14 protein-coding genes and 3 pseudogenes are annotated in these 15,843 nt (G+C 38.4%); 3 read left to right on the forward strand and 14 right to left on the reverse strand.

Annotation, left to right across the window (positions count from 1 at the left end; genetic code table 11):
• Positions 1 to 91 precede the first annotated feature (91 nt).
• Both spoIIIAB and spoIIIAA read right to left on the reverse strand, forming a co-directional pair.
• On the reverse strand, positions 92 to 607 hold the full coding sequence (spoIIIAB, locus tag PZE06_RS05205) for a stage III sporulation protein SpoIIIAB (protein WP_150915094.1): 516 nt from the start codon (positions 605 to 607) through the stop codon (positions 92 to 94).
• Positions 608 to 1,525: a stage III sporulation protein AA gene (spoIIIAA, locus tag PZE06_RS05210; RefSeq protein WP_150915124.1), complete on the reverse strand. Its 918-nt coding sequence runs from the start codon at positions 1,523 to 1,525 to the stop codon at positions 608 to 610. It abuts the gene before it with no gap.
• A 373-nt stretch (positions 1,526 to 1,898) separates the two neighbouring features.
• On the opposite strand from spoIIIAA, the gene PZE06_RS05215 reads away from it, so the two are divergent.
• Positions 1,899 to 2,564, forward strand: a complete 666-nt coding sequence (locus PZE06_RS05215; RefSeq protein WP_191963159.1) for an SIMPL domain-containing protein — start codon at positions 1,899 to 1,901, stop codon at positions 2,562 to 2,564.
• A 105-nt stretch (positions 2,565 to 2,669) separates the two neighbouring features.
• Here the strand turns inward: PZE06_RS05215 and efp are convergent, their stop codons facing one another.
• From efp to PZE06_RS05230, 3 genes are all read right to left on the reverse strand, one after another.
• Positions 2,670 to 3,227: an elongation factor P gene (efp, locus tag PZE06_RS05220; protein WP_095306713.1), complete on the reverse strand. Its 558-nt coding sequence runs from the start codon at positions 3,225 to 3,227 to the stop codon at positions 2,670 to 2,672.
• A gap of 99 nt (positions 3,228 to 3,326) precedes the next feature.
• The gene (locus PZE06_RS05225) at positions 3,327 to 4,388 is read right to left on the reverse strand and encodes a M24 family metallopeptidase (protein ID WP_150915096.1); all 1,062 of its coding nucleotides are present in this window, start codon (positions 4,386 to 4,388) and stop codon (positions 3,327 to 3,329) included.
• 142 nt (positions 4,389 to 4,530) lie between these two features.
• Positions 4,531 to 5,046, reverse strand: coding sequence for a YqhR family membrane protein (locus tag PZE06_RS05230; RefSeq protein ID WP_150915097.1), 516 nt, complete (start codon positions 5,044 to 5,046; stop codon positions 4,531 to 4,533).
• Positions 5,047 to 5,488: 442 nt separating this feature from the next.
• Here PZE06_RS05230 and PZE06_RS05235 point away from each other — a divergent pair, with 442 nt between their 5' ends.
• On the forward strand, positions 5,489 to 5,878 hold the full coding sequence (locus PZE06_RS05235) for an SA1362 family protein (protein WP_275791634.1): 390 nt from the start codon (positions 5,489 to 5,491) through the stop codon (positions 5,876 to 5,878).
• Positions 5,879 to 6,035: 157 nt separating this feature from the next.
• Here PZE06_RS05235 and PZE06_RS05240 read toward each other — a convergent pair whose 3' ends face one another.
• The 8 genes and pseudogenes from PZE06_RS05240 to PZE06_RS05275 form a co-directional block, all read right to left on the reverse strand.
• A complete protein-coding gene (locus PZE06_RS05240) occupies positions 6,036 to 6,920 on the reverse strand; it encodes a patatin-like phospholipase family protein (RefSeq protein ID WP_150915099.1) in 885 nt (294 codons plus the stop codon).
• Between the two features lie 360 nt (positions 6,921 to 7,280).
• The gene (locus PZE06_RS05245) at positions 7,281 to 8,030 is read right to left on the reverse strand and encodes an ABC transporter permease (protein WP_150915100.1); all 750 of its coding nucleotides are present in this window, start codon (positions 8,028 to 8,030) and stop codon (positions 7,281 to 7,283) included.
• Positions 8,031 to 8,792, reverse strand: a complete 762-nt coding sequence (locus tag PZE06_RS05250; protein WP_150915101.1) for an ABC transporter ATP-binding protein — start codon at positions 8,790 to 8,792, stop codon at positions 8,031 to 8,033.
• 204 nt (positions 8,793 to 8,996) lie between these two features.
• Positions 8,997 to 9,338, reverse strand: a complete 342-nt coding sequence (locus PZE06_RS05255; RefSeq protein WP_150915102.1) for a DUF1048 domain-containing protein — start codon at positions 9,336 to 9,338, stop codon at positions 8,997 to 8,999.
• A complete protein-coding gene (locus PZE06_RS05260) occupies positions 9,335 to 9,679 on the reverse strand; it encodes a PadR family transcriptional regulator (protein WP_150915103.1) in 345 nt (114 codons plus the stop codon). Before PZE06_RS05260 ends, PZE06_RS05255 begins: the two co-directional genes overlap by 4 nt.
• A gap of 298 nt (positions 9,680 to 9,977) precedes the next feature.
• Positions 9,978 to 11,717 (reverse strand): annotated as a pseudogene (locus PZE06_RS05265) (vitamin B12-dependent ribonucleotide reductase); the annotation flags it as partial.
• A 324-nt stretch (positions 11,718 to 12,041) separates the two neighbouring features.
• Positions 12,042 to 12,860: pseudogene (locus PZE06_RS05270) on the reverse strand (ribonucleotide reductase N-terminal alpha domain-containing protein); the annotation flags it as partial.
• 351 nt (positions 12,861 to 13,211) lie between these two features.
• A complete protein-coding gene (locus tag PZE06_RS05275; protein WP_150915105.1) occupies positions 13,212 to 14,048 on the reverse strand; it encodes a lipoate--protein ligase family protein in 837 nt (278 codons plus the stop codon).
• A gap of 622 nt (positions 14,049 to 14,670) precedes the next feature.
• On the opposite strand from PZE06_RS05275, the gene PZE06_RS05280 reads away from it, so the two are divergent.
• A complete protein-coding gene (locus PZE06_RS05280; RefSeq protein WP_150915106.1) occupies positions 14,671 to 15,054 on the forward strand; it encodes a rhodanese-like domain-containing protein in 384 nt (127 codons plus the stop codon).
• 133 nt (positions 15,055 to 15,187) lie between these two features.
• On the opposite strand, the pseudogene tnpA reads toward PZE06_RS05280, so the two are convergent.
• Positions 15,188 to 15,658, reverse strand: a pseudogene (tnpA, locus tag PZE06_RS05285) (IS200/IS605 family transposase).
• Positions 15,659 to 15,843 lie beyond the last annotated feature (185 nt).

Consider the following 15,843-nt stretch of genomic DNA (forward strand, 5'->3'; position numbering starts at 1 on the left):
TCATAATGACATTAAATAGCCGTTATGAAAGCGAGAGTTTTATCTGAACATATATAATGGTGAGTACTCTGTGTTGCTGTTTTTGAACCTGTCATATCAAAAGGATGACCAGCAATATTCCGGATAAAAAACCAAGGCTTTTAACCATTTTTTCGTATTTTGCTTGTCTGTCATAAGCATCTTGTTCCTCTCGTTCTAAGTGTGTCAAAGTAAGTTGAATTTGCTTCTGCTGGGAGATTCGGTCGTGCCGCCCCAACGTTTCACCAAATTGCTTCATGATTTCAAATTCTCCTTGCTTTAGCGCTGTCAACTTCCATACTTCTTTTAAGCTTTCCTCCCACGCCTCTCTGACTGTTGTTTCCGTATTCGTTAACTTTTTCGCAAACGTTTCGAAAAACCATGATAATGGCTTACTCATCTGGACAGCTATTCTTCTTGATGCCTCATGCAATGGTGTGTGCCCGTACATAATTTCCGCTTCAAGAGACTGCAGTGCCGATTTTAACAAGCGCAATTGTCTTGGCCTTTCATTTAGATGGCGCGATGCCTCAAAACCTGTCCATGTCGTGGCTAAAATAATGACGATAGCTCCAATCATTTTCATCATTTATGTCACTCTCACTTTTTTAACAAGCTCTGAACCGTTTCCGTCCTTTATGGCGGATATCGTTCCAGGACCCTTGAGCCGATTTAATTCAATAAAACGTTGAAAGATTCCCATTTCAATCAATGGTTTCAGAGTTGGTCGATTTTTCACTTCTTCATATGAATAACCATGGGTTGTTGTAAAAAGCTTAATCCCAGCATGGAGAGCTTCTAAAATTGCTTCACAATCTTCCTTTCTCCCGATTTCATCGACAATCAAAACATCTGGACTCATTGAACGAATCATCATCATCATCCCTTCCGCCTTTGGACATGCGTCCAATACATCAACACGGGGGCCAAAGGTTAGCTGCGGAATTCCCTTGACGCTTCCTGTGATTTCTGATCGTTCATCGACAATCCCTACTTTTAAAGGAGAATAAGTACGATCACCACCGGAAATGATGCGTGCAAAATCTCGAAGCAATGTTGTTTTTCCAGTTTGTGGAGCCCCGATGATCATTGTGTGTTGCCAACCATTGTCATATATATATGAGGCAAGTCCATCTGCTATCCCGATTTTTTCTCTTGCGATCCGAATATTAAAAGAAGATATATCCCGAATCGCTTTAACAGAATCGTTCTCTAAGATGACCTTCCCAGCTAAACCAATTCGGTGCCCCCCTGCGATTGTCACATACCCTCTTTTTAATTCTTCTTCCATAGTGTAAATGGAAAAATGACTAATTTTATTCAAAAGATGAATCGCATCTTCCTCCTTCACTATATAAGGAAGAAAGTGGGGAGTTCCCTTCACAGCAATTTCAAGCGGTCGATTTATCCGAATTCTTATTTCTTCCATTTCATTAACTTGAAAAGGAGGAAGCAACTCGATCTGGTGAGTAATATTGAGAGGCAGCATATTTAAAACTTGTTCCAACATAATTCCCCCTCTCTTCAATCTTGAATTGTAAGATGAACCTATTAAAAATGTATGCCTGCTTGGACACTTTATGACTAGTTCAGCGTAATCACTTTTAGAAGAAAATATTTTAATTAAAACATAGTGTTAAATACTATGTTTGCGCATACTATTTTTTAACTTTTTTCGCTCTAACTCGATGGAACGAGGAAGAAAACAAGCTTTCTCTTAGCGTTTCATCGATTTAAAGTGAGCTTTTATGAAAAAACACGAAAAACGAAGGCTTCTCACAAAAAGAGGCAAAATTCAACAGAATCATATAACATTAGGCAAGACATAAAATGTAATAATGGGAATAAGAACAAAATTTAAGTGGGTGGAGGGAGAAGAAATGTATCATCAACAACCGTACTATCAAGGAACACATAGAAATCTTTCCGAAGGGGAGATTAAAGTAATTGGCGAAGGAATCGTTACAATTCAGCCGGATAAAGGAAGTGTAAAATTAGGAGTTGAAATAGAAAACAAAGAATTAATGAAAGCCCAAACAGATAATGCAAAAGCAATCTCTTCGATTATGAATGCATTGCAGCAAATTGGAGTATCAGCAGAACATATTCAAACAGATCAGTTTACAATCTATCCAATGTATGATTATGTGGATGGAAAACAAATTTTTCGTGGCTATCGTGTAGAGCATTTGTTACGAATAACGGTAAGTAATCTTGAAAACATTGGGCTTGTTGTTGACACTGCCGTCGAACATGGAGCTAACCGTGTTTCGAACATCTCGTTTCAAGTTTCAAATTCCGCTGAAGTTTATCGAGTCGCTTTAAAAAAAGCAGTAGAGGATGCTGTAAAAAAAGCATATACAATTGCAAAGTCGTTTAATCTAAGCATTGTCCCAACACCAAGGAAAATTACAGAAGAGAAGATGGCTCTAAGAGAACCTAGTCCATTATATGAAATGCAGATGGTCAAAGCTGCTTCCACCGAAATAGAACCGGGAACGACTGAAATAAGATCTGTGGTAACCGCGATATTCATCACCAACTAATAAATAAGTCATGATTTGCCGGCTATCACCCAAATTAAGAGCGTTCGTTAACTCAACAAAAAAATCCCAAATGGAACTTCCACTTGGGATTCTTACTCATTTAGTTTATGCGCGTGAGACATAAGAGCCTTCTGAAGTGTTAATGATTAAACGATCGCCTTCATTGACAAAGAAAGGTACCTGAACGATAAGACCTGTTTCAAGTGTTGCTGGCTTTGTACCTCCAGAAGCTGTATCTCCTTTAATACCAGGCTCCGTTTCTGTTACTTCTAATTCAACTGTATTCGGCAGCTCAATTCCAAGCGTTTCACCTTGGAACATCATAATATGAACTTCCATGTTTTCTTTCAAAAACTTCAACTCATATTCAATGGCAGATGCAGGTAACTCAATTTGGTCATATGACTCATTATCCATAAACACATGCTGATCACCATTAGCATACAAATACTGCATTTTACGGTTATCAATTTGAGCTTTAGCTACTTTTTCTCCTGCGCGGAACGTTTTTTCTTGAACCGCACCTGTACGAAGATTACGTAATTTAGAGCGCACAAACGCTGCTCCCTTACCTGGCTTTACATGCTGGAAATCCATCACACGCCAAAGCCCTCCATCTACTTCAATCGTTAATCCTGTACGGAAATCATTAACAGAAATCATCTTAAAAATCCTCCCAAAGGTAATGTAATAAAAATATAAATTGGAAGCACGGAGTCTTTTTCCAAAATATCAAAAAAAACTGATTTACATAATTTTATTTTATAATATAATGAGTTCTTTTGTAGAGTGAGTCAAAGACTCATTTCCTTTTTCGGTAATCACTGTGTCGTCTTCTATACGAACTCCGCCAAGTCCCGGTATGTAGATCCCTGGCTCAACCGTTACAACCATGCCCGGTTCTAATTTGAGATCAGATTTAAAGGATAATGCAGGTCCTTCATGTACTTCAAGTCCAATTCCATGCCCTGTTGAATGTCCAAAATAATCCCCGTATCCTTTTGCAGAAATATAATCTCTTGTTAAAGCATCGGCTTCTCTTCCAGTCATGCCAGGTTTTATTCCTGCCATCCCTAATTGTTGAGCACCTAGCACGATTTCGTAAATTTCCTTTAATTTTGCGTCTGGTTCACCTACAGCTAACGTTCTCGTAATGTCAGAAACATATCCTTTATAATAGGCTCCAAAATCTAAAGTAACGAAATCCCCTTTTTCAATGATTTTATCCGATGCCACACCATGCGGAAGTGCTGAACGTGTTCCTGAAGCAACAATAATGTCAAAAGAAGAAGAAGTGGCACCAGCTTTTCTCATAAAGAACTCTAATTCATTCGAAACATCTAACTCCGATATGCCAGGACGAATGAATTTCAATATATGTGTATATGCAGCATCAGCTATTTCTGCTGCTTCCTTTAATATCTTAATCTCTGCATCAGTCTTAATCAAGCGAATTTTTTCAATTAAGCCGGACACAGGTACAAGTTCTGCATCAACAGCTCCTTCATAGTTTTTAAAGCTTGCATATGTAAGATGCTCCTGTTCGAAACCTAGTCGCTTAATAGCTAAGTTCTTCACTTGAAGAGCTACTTCTTCAGGAATCGTGCCAGTGTGTTTGACAATATCGAAGCCTTCACATTGCTTTGTTGCTTGCTCCACATAGCGAAAGTCAGTAATAAATTTGGCAGCATCTTTACTAATCAAGACAACACCACTTGAACCGGTAAAATTAGAAATATAACGTCGATTGTAGGTGCTTGTTATCAGTAGACCATCAATCCCTAACTTTTCAAAACTATCCCTTACTTTTTGCAATTTATCCACTTTGGCTCTCTCCTTTAACTTACCACTTGTAAGAATAGTAAAAATATACTTAACAAGAATATTCTATCATATTGTTTTTTTAAGTAACATGCTAAGACTCTGGCGGAGAGAGAATCCACACTGTTGCTGAAGATGCCCTCACCTAGGAAGGCACTTCTTCAGCTTCTTGTCTTTTTCGCATTTGCAGCTCATCATATTCATATGAGATGGAATAACCAATAAATATTCCATATAATATAAATAAACAAACCGAAGTAATAATCGTCGTTCTCTTAAGTTCTCCAAACGGTTCTATCCCAGGAAAAATGGGATTTAACACCAAAAACACGAGCAGGAATAAAGCGACGCCGTAGCCAATTCCTCCAAGAATACTCGTTATTTTTTTTAGAACAGCATAATAAATTAGTGCAACTCCAATAGAAATAATGCCGATAAAAATAATGGAAATTACCGTTCCGAGCCATTGCTTTTTCCATTCTCCCAAGGCCCATGGTTCAAGTATGACATTAGGACGGATCTCCGTGAAATGAAACACATATAGTAAGTAGCCAACGCTACTCCATAAAATTCCCCCGACCAAACCTGTTAAGACTACCATTGTCATGATGGACATCGGTGCCTCTTTATTATTTTGCTCTAATTTAGGATTTGCTTTCATTCCTTCCACCTCCAATTATATTATGTCCTAGCAATAGCGTTCCTTTACATTTCAGGTGGAAATCTTTTTGCTAAAATGGCTTTATTTAAGTTGGTGTTGATTTTTAACTCTTGTGAAACCAAGGTTTAACAGGAGCAACCATATTGTTTAATAAATAAATAAGAAGAAAAAGTTTACGATTATGGAGGTTTTATTGATTTTCTAGTAGAATAAATTATAATAAATACTAATAAACCCCAATTATTTCACAATTTTCAAAATAGCGTGCCAATAAAACAAATAAGCGCATAAAATATTGGTAAATTCTTCAATCCTATTGTTCGTTTTTCATTCACCACTTATTTGTTCAAGCCCATTGTGTTGACGTTCACATATTTATTTATAAAATAATCTTTAGAGTGGTTTAAAATTAGAAATTTATGCTAATTATGCTTGTAGGGAGGTGGCTTTATTGAAAAATCGAACTTCTTTTTATTTTGTAGCAGGTCTAATTGGTTTGGCAATTATAGGAATAGTGAGTCGTTTTATCTCTAATCCTACTTCTTTTTTGACAAATATTTTTGTCTTTCTTATTATTGGATTCGGTATCTTCTTTTTAGTTCGTCGCTTCTATGGTGCAAGCCCACAAAAACGCGAACAAACTGCTTTTAAAAAAGCTGCGAAACGGTCAAAGAAACGATTTCAGCAAAAAGACGCGCCTAAGCCTTCTTCTAAAAGCATTTCTGGGAATGTTAGTACCTTTAGGAGAACAGCCAATAAAGCAAAATCAGCAGCACATTTAACCGTAATTGAAGGAAAAAAAGGAAAAAAGAAAAAGCGGGCCTCCTTTTAACAAATAGGCTCGGGGCTATTAAAACGGGAGTTCAATTAAATTGGGCTCTTTTTTTGATTACTAACTTTAACGATGAAACATAGCTTGATTTTTTTACTATCAATCTTCTTTTACTCACCCTCTGCATTTCTTAATGGCATGTATAGCTTATTAAAAATTAATAAGACCACGTTTTAAAGAATTTAGTTGTGCGATTGTAACCAAGCTCAAATAATAATCGTTTTCTTTCTGGACTTAGATCAAAATCAGTTGTTAGCACCCCTTCAGTTGGGATAAAAATGATGTTTTTTTCATGCTTACGTGAAATGTAGCGAGAATCATGGGCATCTTTCATTGTCTCAAATAATGCTTCAAAAAGATTGATAGCATTATTAATTTCATTCTTTGGAAGCTCATTAAGATGATGACTCAGCTTTATTCCTAAGACCGGGCGTACCTTTTTCACATTTTCTTTATCAAAAAGCCACATCGGAAAATTACTTAATACTCCACCATCCACAATCATACTAGGCGTAACACTGTTTTTAAGTTTTACCGGTTCAAAGAAATAGGGAAGACTACAGCTCATTCGGATCGCCTTTGCAACTGAAAAAGCATTGAGATTAATTCCGTAATTATGCAAGTCATCCGGTATCACCATTAAGCGCCCGTTCGTCAAATCAGAAGCAATTACCCTTAATGTCTGTGGTGGTAAATCAGCAAAGGTACGAATGCCTCTAACCGCTAATTTCGTCTCCAACCATTCTTCTAATTTATTTCCTTTATAAAGACCCATTCGCCAATATAATAATAACCATTTCGCAACCTTCGTTGGGATAAAGGTTCTGCGCTGATCTAAAAAATCAACTAAATCTAACTCATCAATAAGCTGATAAACTTCCTTGCTCGTGTAGTTGGCCGCAATCAAGGCAGCGACAATTGAACCTGCACTTGTCCCAGCTACACGTTTAAATTTAAGTCCCCTTTCCTCGATGGCTTGATACGCCCCGATTAAGGCAAAACCCTTGATCCCTCCACCGGAAAAAACTCCATCTATATACATAATCGTCACTCCTTAGATGTTTTTTCACTTCTTCGTTGTAGGACCTATTGGACGATTGAAAATACAGCAGCATACATATTGCTTGCCTACGAACAAGGGCGACATTTCTTAGAAAAAAGCTTTTTACATAAATAAGCAGGAGTCTATCAAAATAGTACAGTGGACATGAAAAAAGCTGCTTTTTGCAAACATAGAAAGTTACCTGAATGGCTAATTCTTAAAACAAAATATATGTATAAATGTTTAGTGCTCTAAGATTTAAAGTAGCCACCTTATTCGAAAAGGTGGCTTTTTTAGAATCAGTACTAACAGAATTTAAGCAAGAATATTTAGCTCCACGATAATGATCCGAAAGGATACTTACCCTAACTGACGTCTGAATGCTTTGCTAGCAAATGAGTAAGCAATGACCATAATACCGATGCACCAAGCAAATGCGAACCAAATATCATTGCCAATTGAACCTTCAAACAGCAGGGAACGAATCGTATTTACAATGGAGGTAACCGGTTGATTCTCAGCGAAAGCACGAACCAGTTTAGGCATCGTTTCTGTCGGAACGAAAGCAGAACTGATAAACGGCAAGAAAATTAATGGATACGAGTAAGCGGTTGCTCCTTCCATAGACTTTGCTGTTAAGCCAGGAATAACGGCAAGCCACGTCAAAGCTAAAGTAAACAGTCCAAGAATCCCTGCAACTACAAGCCACTCCAGAATGCTAGCACTAGAACGAAATCCGATTAAGAAGGCAACGATGAGAACAATTACGAGAGTAAGTGCATTGGAAACCAGTGATGTTAACACGTGAGACCATAATATAGAAGAGCGCTTTATTGGCATGGTAATGAAACGTAACATCAAACCACTCTTTACATCCGTAAATAGCCGCACGGAAGTATAAGCAACACCTGATGCAATCGCTATCAGTAAGATTCCAGGCAATAAATAATTGACATAGTTAGCCATGCCAGTCTCGATGGCTCCACCAAATACGTAAACAAACAACAGCATCATCATGATTGGTGTAATTGCCACCGTGATAATGGTATCTGGGCTACGCATGATGTTACGCATTAATCGCCCTAGTAATACTCCTATGCTGCTTTTCATTTATAACGCCTCCTTTTTACTTATAATGGCAAGGAAAATTTCCTCTAATGTTGGCTGCTTCTCAATATATTCCACTTTCGCTTTCGGGAACATCTCCTTTAGTTCGTTAAGGGTACCCGTTTTGATAATTTTTCCTCCATGGAGAATGGCAATGCGATCCGCCAACTGTTCCGCTTCTTCAAGGTATTGAGTCGTCAGCAATATAGTCGTTCCGCAATTAGCAAGCTTCTTGATCGTATCCCATACTTCCATCCGCGCTTCAGGGTCAAGACCTGTCGTCGGTTCATCAAGAAAAATCACTGCCGGTGCCCCAATTAGGCTCATGGCGATATCAAGTCGGCGTTTCATCCCACCAGAATATTGCTCTGCCCTTCTATGCGCCGCATCGGTTAGGCTGAATCTTGCCAGCAGCTCGTCAGCAACTTGAATTGGCTTAGAAACTCCCCGCAACTTAGCAATCAGTGTCAGATTTTCCCGTCCGGTTAGCATGCCATCAAAAGCAGCAAACTGACCAGTCAGACTTATACTTTGACGAACGTGATCCGGTTGACGTTGGACGTCGTATCCGCAAATACTTGCTTCACCACCATCGGACTTCATCAAAGTCGAGAGAATGTTAACTGTCGTCGTCTTTCCTGCTCCATTTGATCCGAGTAATGCGAAAATTTCACCCCCTTGTACCTCAAAATCTACCCCCTTTAAAACTTCTTTATTTTTAAAAAATTTTGTTAACCCTTTTACAGAAATCGCTGAATGAATCATATTAATTTCTCCCTTTATAAGTGGTTCTCCATAAAAATCGATTTCCAGACTCTTACTATTAAGTGTGACTGATATTCTGTAATACTTACTACCGTGGTGAAAATAAAACTGATTAACAAAGTGAAGATTCACTATTCCAATCAGCTAAAATTTTTTTATTGATTTATTTCGAAATCACGTTCCTGATAGACGATCCGTACGTACTTACTTTCCACCACCAAGCATATCATTCAACCTCTTACGATATTTGTCCTTCCAACTTTGTTCGTCCTTCACTAGGTCATCACAGAAAGCAGCCACGTCGTCACCGGTAAGATCAAGGACGCTTTTATCACCTGCAGCTCCTTCCTCAAAAAGATCGAGAATACCGCCATAAATTCGGCTCATGTCCTGCCATTCAGTGGGACCACCAACAGTCCACATATACTTTTGAATAGCTTTATAAGCAGTTTGGTACTCATTTGGTAACGCCTTCGCACGTGCCTCCAACGCCTTCCATTCCTTTTTTTGATCAAGGCTCCCAATAATTTTTTCAAAAAAACTCATAATATCTCTCCTTTTATTTTCTTATTTGTTTTAAGCTCGTTAATTTTACTTGAAACAAATTCCCATTTTCTCCAGAAAAGCTCCAATTGCTCCTCTCCAGCTTTATTGAGGGTGTAAAATTTTCTCGGTGGTCCCATAGTGGATGGCTTTTTCTCAATATCCACTAAATTGTTCTTCTCAAGACGCATCGTAATCGTATATACGGTGCCTTCAACGACATCTGAAAAGCCAAGTTCTCGTAACTGTTGTGTGATTTCATATCCATAAGTCTCGCCTCGGCTGATGATTTCAAGAACACACCCCTCAAGCACTCCTTTCAGCATTTCCGTAATATTATCCAAAATTTCACCTCCTTTATTGACTATATTCTTCAGTATTTTGTTATACATATATTCAGTATTACTTATTACTAGTATATAGTAATGCAGAATAGTGTCATTTGTCAACTGCTGTTACTGCCCTTTCAAAAAAAATATAGCACATGACGTATACGAGCAAATCGATTAGCTATTGATTTATACACCGCATGACGCCTAACTATTTTTCAATTATAAAAAAAGTAACCTCTTGCGGCTCTACCGCAGAGGTTACTTTTTATCAAACTTTATTCAAAAAGAGAGCTCGACTCGCTTCAAGGAATTAAAGTCCACATTTTAATTGCGTATTACAGTTGGTACATGTATTACATCCGCCAATTTCTTTCACTTTTCCTTTACGGCATACAGGACAAGTATTGCCCACTTCAGAGCCAATTGTCACATCTGTTGAACGGAGATCACTGATCGTGTCAACAAGTACGACATGCTGCTTTGGCGCTTCTTTCTTTTCCTCTGGCTCTTCAAAGCTGTTTTCTTCCGCTTTCAATGTCAATACTTGTGAATCACGAGAACCGTCGACATAGACTGTTCCACCTTTTGCACCACCGCGGTATAATCTTTCATATACTTTTTGAACCTGTTCTACGCTGTAGCCTTTTGGCGCGTTAACCGTTTTACTAATTGAGCTATCAATCCAACGCTGAATGACACATTGAACATCCGCATGTGCTTCAGGAGCAAGCTCCATCGCTGTTACGAACCAATTTGGCAGATTGTTTTCATCTGCTTCTGGGTGACTTTCCAAATATTCTTGGACGATATCTGCTTTTACCTCAATAAACTTCCCTAAACGTCCACTTCTGAAGTAAGAGAAGGAGAAGTAAGGCTCAAGGCCAGTAGATACCCCAACCATAGTTCCAGTGGAACCTGTCGGAGCAACAGTTAGTAAGTGCGAGTTACGAATACCATACTCTAAAATGGATTGACGAATATCTTCAGGCATTTTTTTCATAAAGCCTGTTTCTGTGAATGCCTTACGAAGACGATTTGTTTCTTCTTCTGTGTCAGCAGTTAAGAATGGGAAGCTTCCCTTCTCTTTCGCTAGCTCAACTGAGGTTCTATAAGCAGTAGTTGCAATCGTTTCGAACACTTTATCTACAAGCTCATTACCTTTTTCAGAACCGTACTCTGTTTCACAGTAGATTAATAAATCATGTAATCCCATCACGCCTAGACCTACACGACGCTCCCCTAGAGCTTGTTTTTTATTTTCCTCCAGAAAATAAGGGGTTGCATCAATGACGTTATCTTGCATGCGTACGCCAACTTCAACGGTACGCTTTAACTTTTCAAAGTTAACAGTTTTTGTTTCTTTATCAGCCATTTCAGCTAAATTAACTGCTGCTAAGTTGCAAACTGAGAATGGCGCGAGAGGTTGTTCGCCACATGGATTTGTTGCAACAACTTTTTGACCATAGCTTACCGCATTTGTCATGTCATTCGCATTATCAATAAAGAAAATTCCTGGCTCTGCTGAGTAAGTTGCACAAATGTTGATAAGGTTCCAAAGCTCTTTCGCTTTAATTTTACGATATACTCGGACTTTATGGCCCATTTTCTCCCACTCGCGTACATCGCCAACATTATGCCATTCTTCATTATAAGTTTTCATTTCTTGAGCATTGTAATGTTCTACATCTGGGAAACGAAGCTCATACTCTGCATCGTTTTCAACAGCATCCATAAATTCTTTTGTTAAACAAACAGAAATGTTTGCACCTGTTAGAAACTCTGGGTTGTGAACAGAATAATTCCCACCAGTACTTAATTTTTCTTCCGCTTCAGCCATAATGTTTTCGCTGAATCCACCTTGTCCAGGAATATGTCTGTAATTCAAGATTCCCTGATACATCGCTTTTTCCTGTTCTGTAAGTGGTGTGAATTTCAATTTTTCTTTTGCGTATTTTTTAATCGTTTCATCATTTGTCGTTTCAAGTAAGAAACGAAGAATTCTTGGGTTTTGCATTTTCGAAATAATAAATTCGATGATGTCTGGATGCCACGTATTTACCGTCCTTTTCAGGATATTTCATTGCCTATAGCAATCGGACTAGACTATATCATCACCCTCAGCTTTAAACTGTTAGGGGTCGGGCGCTATTGAGAGTTTATTGTTGGGACTCACTCTCTAGTCGTTGAACCTTCGCCATTACCTTTGCCCAATGACGCTTGGCTGCAGATTGTCCAATGAAAGCAATTTTTATAGCCTTCACGCTCACCGTTTCCAGTCACGTTGTAGCTTACTTTCCTCTAAGGAGTTCCCTGCAATTCACCCGATTTTCTAGTCGCTCATTCTCTGAACGACGCGGACTAGTGCATCTAATTAATCCGCCAACATAATCATCTGCGCCCCACGGCGGGAGCCACCTTGTTCAACTAAATGTGTCAGCTTTGCAATATCATCCAACCAAGATACTGAACCAGATGATTTCCCGTTTACACCTCGTGCCAAGGTGTTACGCGGTCTTAAAGTAGAACCGTTTGTTCCAACACCACCGCCACGGCTCATGATTTCCATCACTTGCTTGCGATGCTCGGAAATTCCCTCGCGTGAGTCTTGAACAAAAGGCATTACGTAGCAGTTAAAATACGTTACATCTGTATCAGCGCCTGCACCGTACAAAACACGCCCAGCCGGAATAAAATTCAAATGAACAAGTTCTTGATAGAACTTCTCAAACCACTCTTGTCTCTTTTCTTCCGTTGTTTCAACAGATGCCAAGCCTGTTGCGTTGCGTTTCGCAATTTGTTCATAGTAAAGCTCTAACGGCTTTTCAATTACATCTAGTGAACGATTGATAACACCAGTGCTAGCTTCTTCTGGATCGTCAAGTACACCACGATACTCTTCATCTACAAGAACTTGAGCCCTTTTTTCTTCCCAATCAATCTGTAAAATTTGGCCAAGGCCTCTAGCTGGAAATTTCGGATCCTCTTTAATAGTAAGAACGACGAAATCCCCGTTCGTAAGCGTAATTTTTTCTGTATCCTTAAAAGTGTAGCGATCTAACATAACCAATCTAGAAACACCTTTATGGGTAATTTTCATGTCTGGGGTAATGGGATGAACTTGAGGAAACAATCGGATGTCCTTGTTCAAACGCTCCACATCAATATTTAGTTTTTGTCCTAACGCAACAGACATACACACAACTCCTTTAAATTAAATCCTTTTTAGTCTATTGAATTATCGGTAGAAGAACACTAGTTAAATCTAGCTGTAATTCAAATTACTATTAAATTATCACACCGCTCCAACAAAATCAATATATAGTATGTCAAATATTTAAACCACTACTATATATTGTGTGCGCAGCAAAAAAAATAAATTTTGTCAAACACAAAAACGATTAAAAACTTGAGAAAAAGAGAGATTGTCCGATGTTTTCAGCAAATATTGATAAATTTTAACATATTTCAACACTTGCGCTTTTTATAAACCGGGACAAAAGATTCATGTTAAAAAAGAAAAAAGATAAAACGAACTTTTGGCCGTTTATCTTTTAAAATTCCATTCATCACTTTCATATCTACTTTTTGCTAACATATTTACATAGTCAAGCTGTTTCTGTGATAACTCGAATGGGGTCAGCTCGATCTGTAATCCATTTTCAAACCCTGTTTTAAAAGCGCGTTTTGCTTGTTCCAGCGTCACTTTTTGCGGACTAATTTCATTAATGGCTACTGCTTTATTTTTAAACGCCCTCTGCATTCTTTCTTTCACTCTATCATTCGGATAGTTAAATAAGCTAAAGAGTTTATCTTCATCTAAATCAAGGAGAATCGAACCGTGTTGAAGAATAACCCCTTTTTGCCTTGTTTGGGCGCTCCCCGCAACTTTTCTTCCCTCTACAACAAGCTCATACCAACTTGGCGCATCAAAACAAACCGCAGAGCGTGGGTTTTTTAATGATTCTCTATCTTCTTCCGTCTTCGGTACAGCAAAATACGCATCCATCCCTAATTGCTGAAAGCCTTGTAGAATTCCCTCTGAAATAACTCGATATGCTTCTGTAACGGTTTTAGGCATGTCGGGATAGTCCTCAGAGACAATGACGCTATAGGTGAGTTCATGCTCATGCAGCACACCCCTTCCGCCTGTTGGTCTACGAACAAAGCCTAATCGATGCTTCCGAACCGCTTCCATATTAATTTCTTTTTCTACCCTTTGAAAGTATCCAATTGACAAAGTAGCCGGGTTCCATCCATAAAATCGGATAATCGGCGGAATGCTTCCCTCACTGTGCCAATCAAGCAATGCTTCATCTAATGCCATATTGAAGGAGGGAGAGCAATCTCCTGAATCGATAAAACCCCAAATTTCTTTTTTCATTTGTAACCCTCTTCTTTAATACGAAAATTCATGTCGATAATAATAGACACTGAATAATAGCATAACAAACCAGTGCAAAAAAAAAAAGAAATAGATACTGCTCAGTTTGTCGACAAAAGGTAGTGAGAAGCCCTATTCGTTACCTTTTGTGATGTTTTTGTTAAAGAATGGTGGAAAAAAGGCTGATTTCCGCTCCGGGCGGTGAGCCTCCACGAAGCGAGGAAAGCGGCTCGGCTCGGCCCCACCCGCGAAAAAGCGTTCACCCGGATGGAAATCTAACTACATTGGTATTCTATCTAGTATTTTAAAATAAAATGGACCGTAAACAAACTCGAAATCCTCGAGTTTGTCTACGGTCTAGATACTGCTTATAATTGTTTAAAAAGAAAAACGACCGGATTCATTTTTACCTGATTTTATTAGCAGATCGTTGCAATGTTACTTCAACAATCCGGTACGAAAAGTACCTCATTTGATAAGAAATTAAATATCACGCTTATTTTTGCTCAGATCTTACTTCCCAAGTGATGAAACGAAAAATTTGTCCAATTTCCTTTACTATCTTATGAAATCACCTATATAATATTATTTGGCACATTAAATGTGTGGAAGGAGAAAGGATATGAAAGCATTTTATATTTTGCTAATATTGACAGTTGCATTTCTTGTATATAGCATAATCAACTGGCTCTACCAAAGAAAGATTGTTAAGACTCTTACTGAAGAAGAGTTTCGTGCAGGATATCGAAAAGCACAATTGATTGATGTTCGAGAACCGAACGAATTTGAGGCTGGACATATTCTTGGTGCAAGAAATATTCCCCTTTCTCAAATGAAAATGAGAATGAAAGAAATCCGTCCAGACAAGCCTGTATACTTATATTGTCAAAGTGGCATGAGAAGTAGCCGCGCCGCACAAACCCTCCATCGTAAAGGCTATAGAGATTTATCACAGCTTAAAGGCGGATTTAAAAGATGGACGGGCAAGATCAAAACAAAAAAATAAAATCAAAACCACCAGTGTGAACTGGTGGTTTGCTCTGCGGCTGAAAGCCTCTCTTACCGGCCTTGGCCTTAAAGGCCAACTGAAAGGGTTTCCCTTCTGCACCACATTCACTCACTAATTCTAAAGAATTTCTTTATTTCTTCCGATTTTTCTCTCCTGTGAATGGATCAAATACTTCGAACAACGTTAATTGATCAGCCACGTAATCCTCTTTTAGCTGATTTCTTATATATTCTTATATTTGCTTCTTATTTCTTCCCACTGTGTCAACATAGAAACCTCGACACCAGAATTTTCGATTTCCATAGCGATATTTCAGATTCGCATGTCGATCAAATATCATCAAGCTACTTTTTCCTTTTAAATACCCCATAAACTGAGATACACTTAATTTCGGTGGAATACTCACCAACATATGAATATGATCTGGACAAGCATTTGCTTCATGTATGATGACGCCTTTCCTTTCACATAAGTCTCTTATGATCTGTCCAATACTCTTTCTGTATTTTCCATAGATCATTTGCCTTCTGTATTTTAGTGCAAATACTATGTGATACTTACAATTCCATGTTGTGTGTGCTAAACTATTCATGTCCTTCATCAGGGCATACCTCCTTCATGAGTGAGATAAAGTGGTCGGGAAACCAACTTTATCCTACCCTGAAGTGAGGGTTTTTTGTTACCACGCTTTAAGCTCTCTGAAACCCCCGGCATAGCCAGGGGTTTTCTAAACCATTGGCTCTGTTAAAGTTAATTGTTGATATTACTTATAAAAAATAGAACTTC

Source organism: Robertmurraya sp. DFI.2.37, from assembly GCF_029211245.1.
Lineage (GTDB): Bacteria > Bacillota > Bacilli > Bacillales > Cytobacillaceae > Robertmurraya > Robertmurraya methanolica_A.

Excerpts from the sequence above, each read along its gene's own strand:
- spoIIIAB (WP_150915094.1), bottom strand. The coding sequence starts at position 607 with ATGATGAAAATGATTGGAGCTATCGTCATTATTTTAGCCACGACATGG.
- PZE06_RS05215 (WP_191963159.1), top strand. The coding sequence starts at position 1,899 with ATGTATCATCAACAACCGTACTATCAAGGAACACATAGAAATCTTTCC.
- efp (WP_095306713.1), bottom strand. The coding sequence starts at position 3,227 with ATGATTTCTGTTAATGATTTCCGTACAGGATTAACGATTGAAGTAGAT.
- PZE06_RS05230 (WP_150915097.1), bottom strand. The coding sequence starts at position 5,046 with ATGAAAGCAAATCCTAAATTAGAGCAAAATAATAAAGAGGCACCGATG.
- PZE06_RS05240 (WP_150915099.1), bottom strand. The coding sequence starts at position 6,920 with ATGTATATAGATGGAGTTTTTTCCGGTGGAGGGATCAAGGGTTTTGCC.
- PZE06_RS05245 (WP_150915100.1), bottom strand. The coding sequence starts at position 8,030 with ATGAAAAGCAGCATAGGAGTATTACTAGGGCGATTAATGCGTAACATC.
- PZE06_RS05250 (WP_150915101.1), bottom strand. The coding sequence starts at position 8,792 with ATGATTCATTCAGCGATTTCTGTAAAAGGGTTAACAAAATTTTTTAAA.
- PZE06_RS05255 (WP_150915102.1), bottom strand. The coding sequence starts at position 9,338 with ATGAGTTTTTTTGAAAAAATTATTGGGAGCCTTGATCAAAAAAAGGAA.
- PZE06_RS05275 (WP_150915105.1), bottom strand. The coding sequence starts at position 14,048 with ATGAAAAAAGAAATTTGGGGTTTTATCGATTCAGGAGATTGCTCTCCC.
- PZE06_RS05280 (WP_150915106.1), top strand. The coding sequence starts at position 14,671 with ATGAAAGCATTTTATATTTTGCTAATATTGACAGTTGCATTTCTTGTA.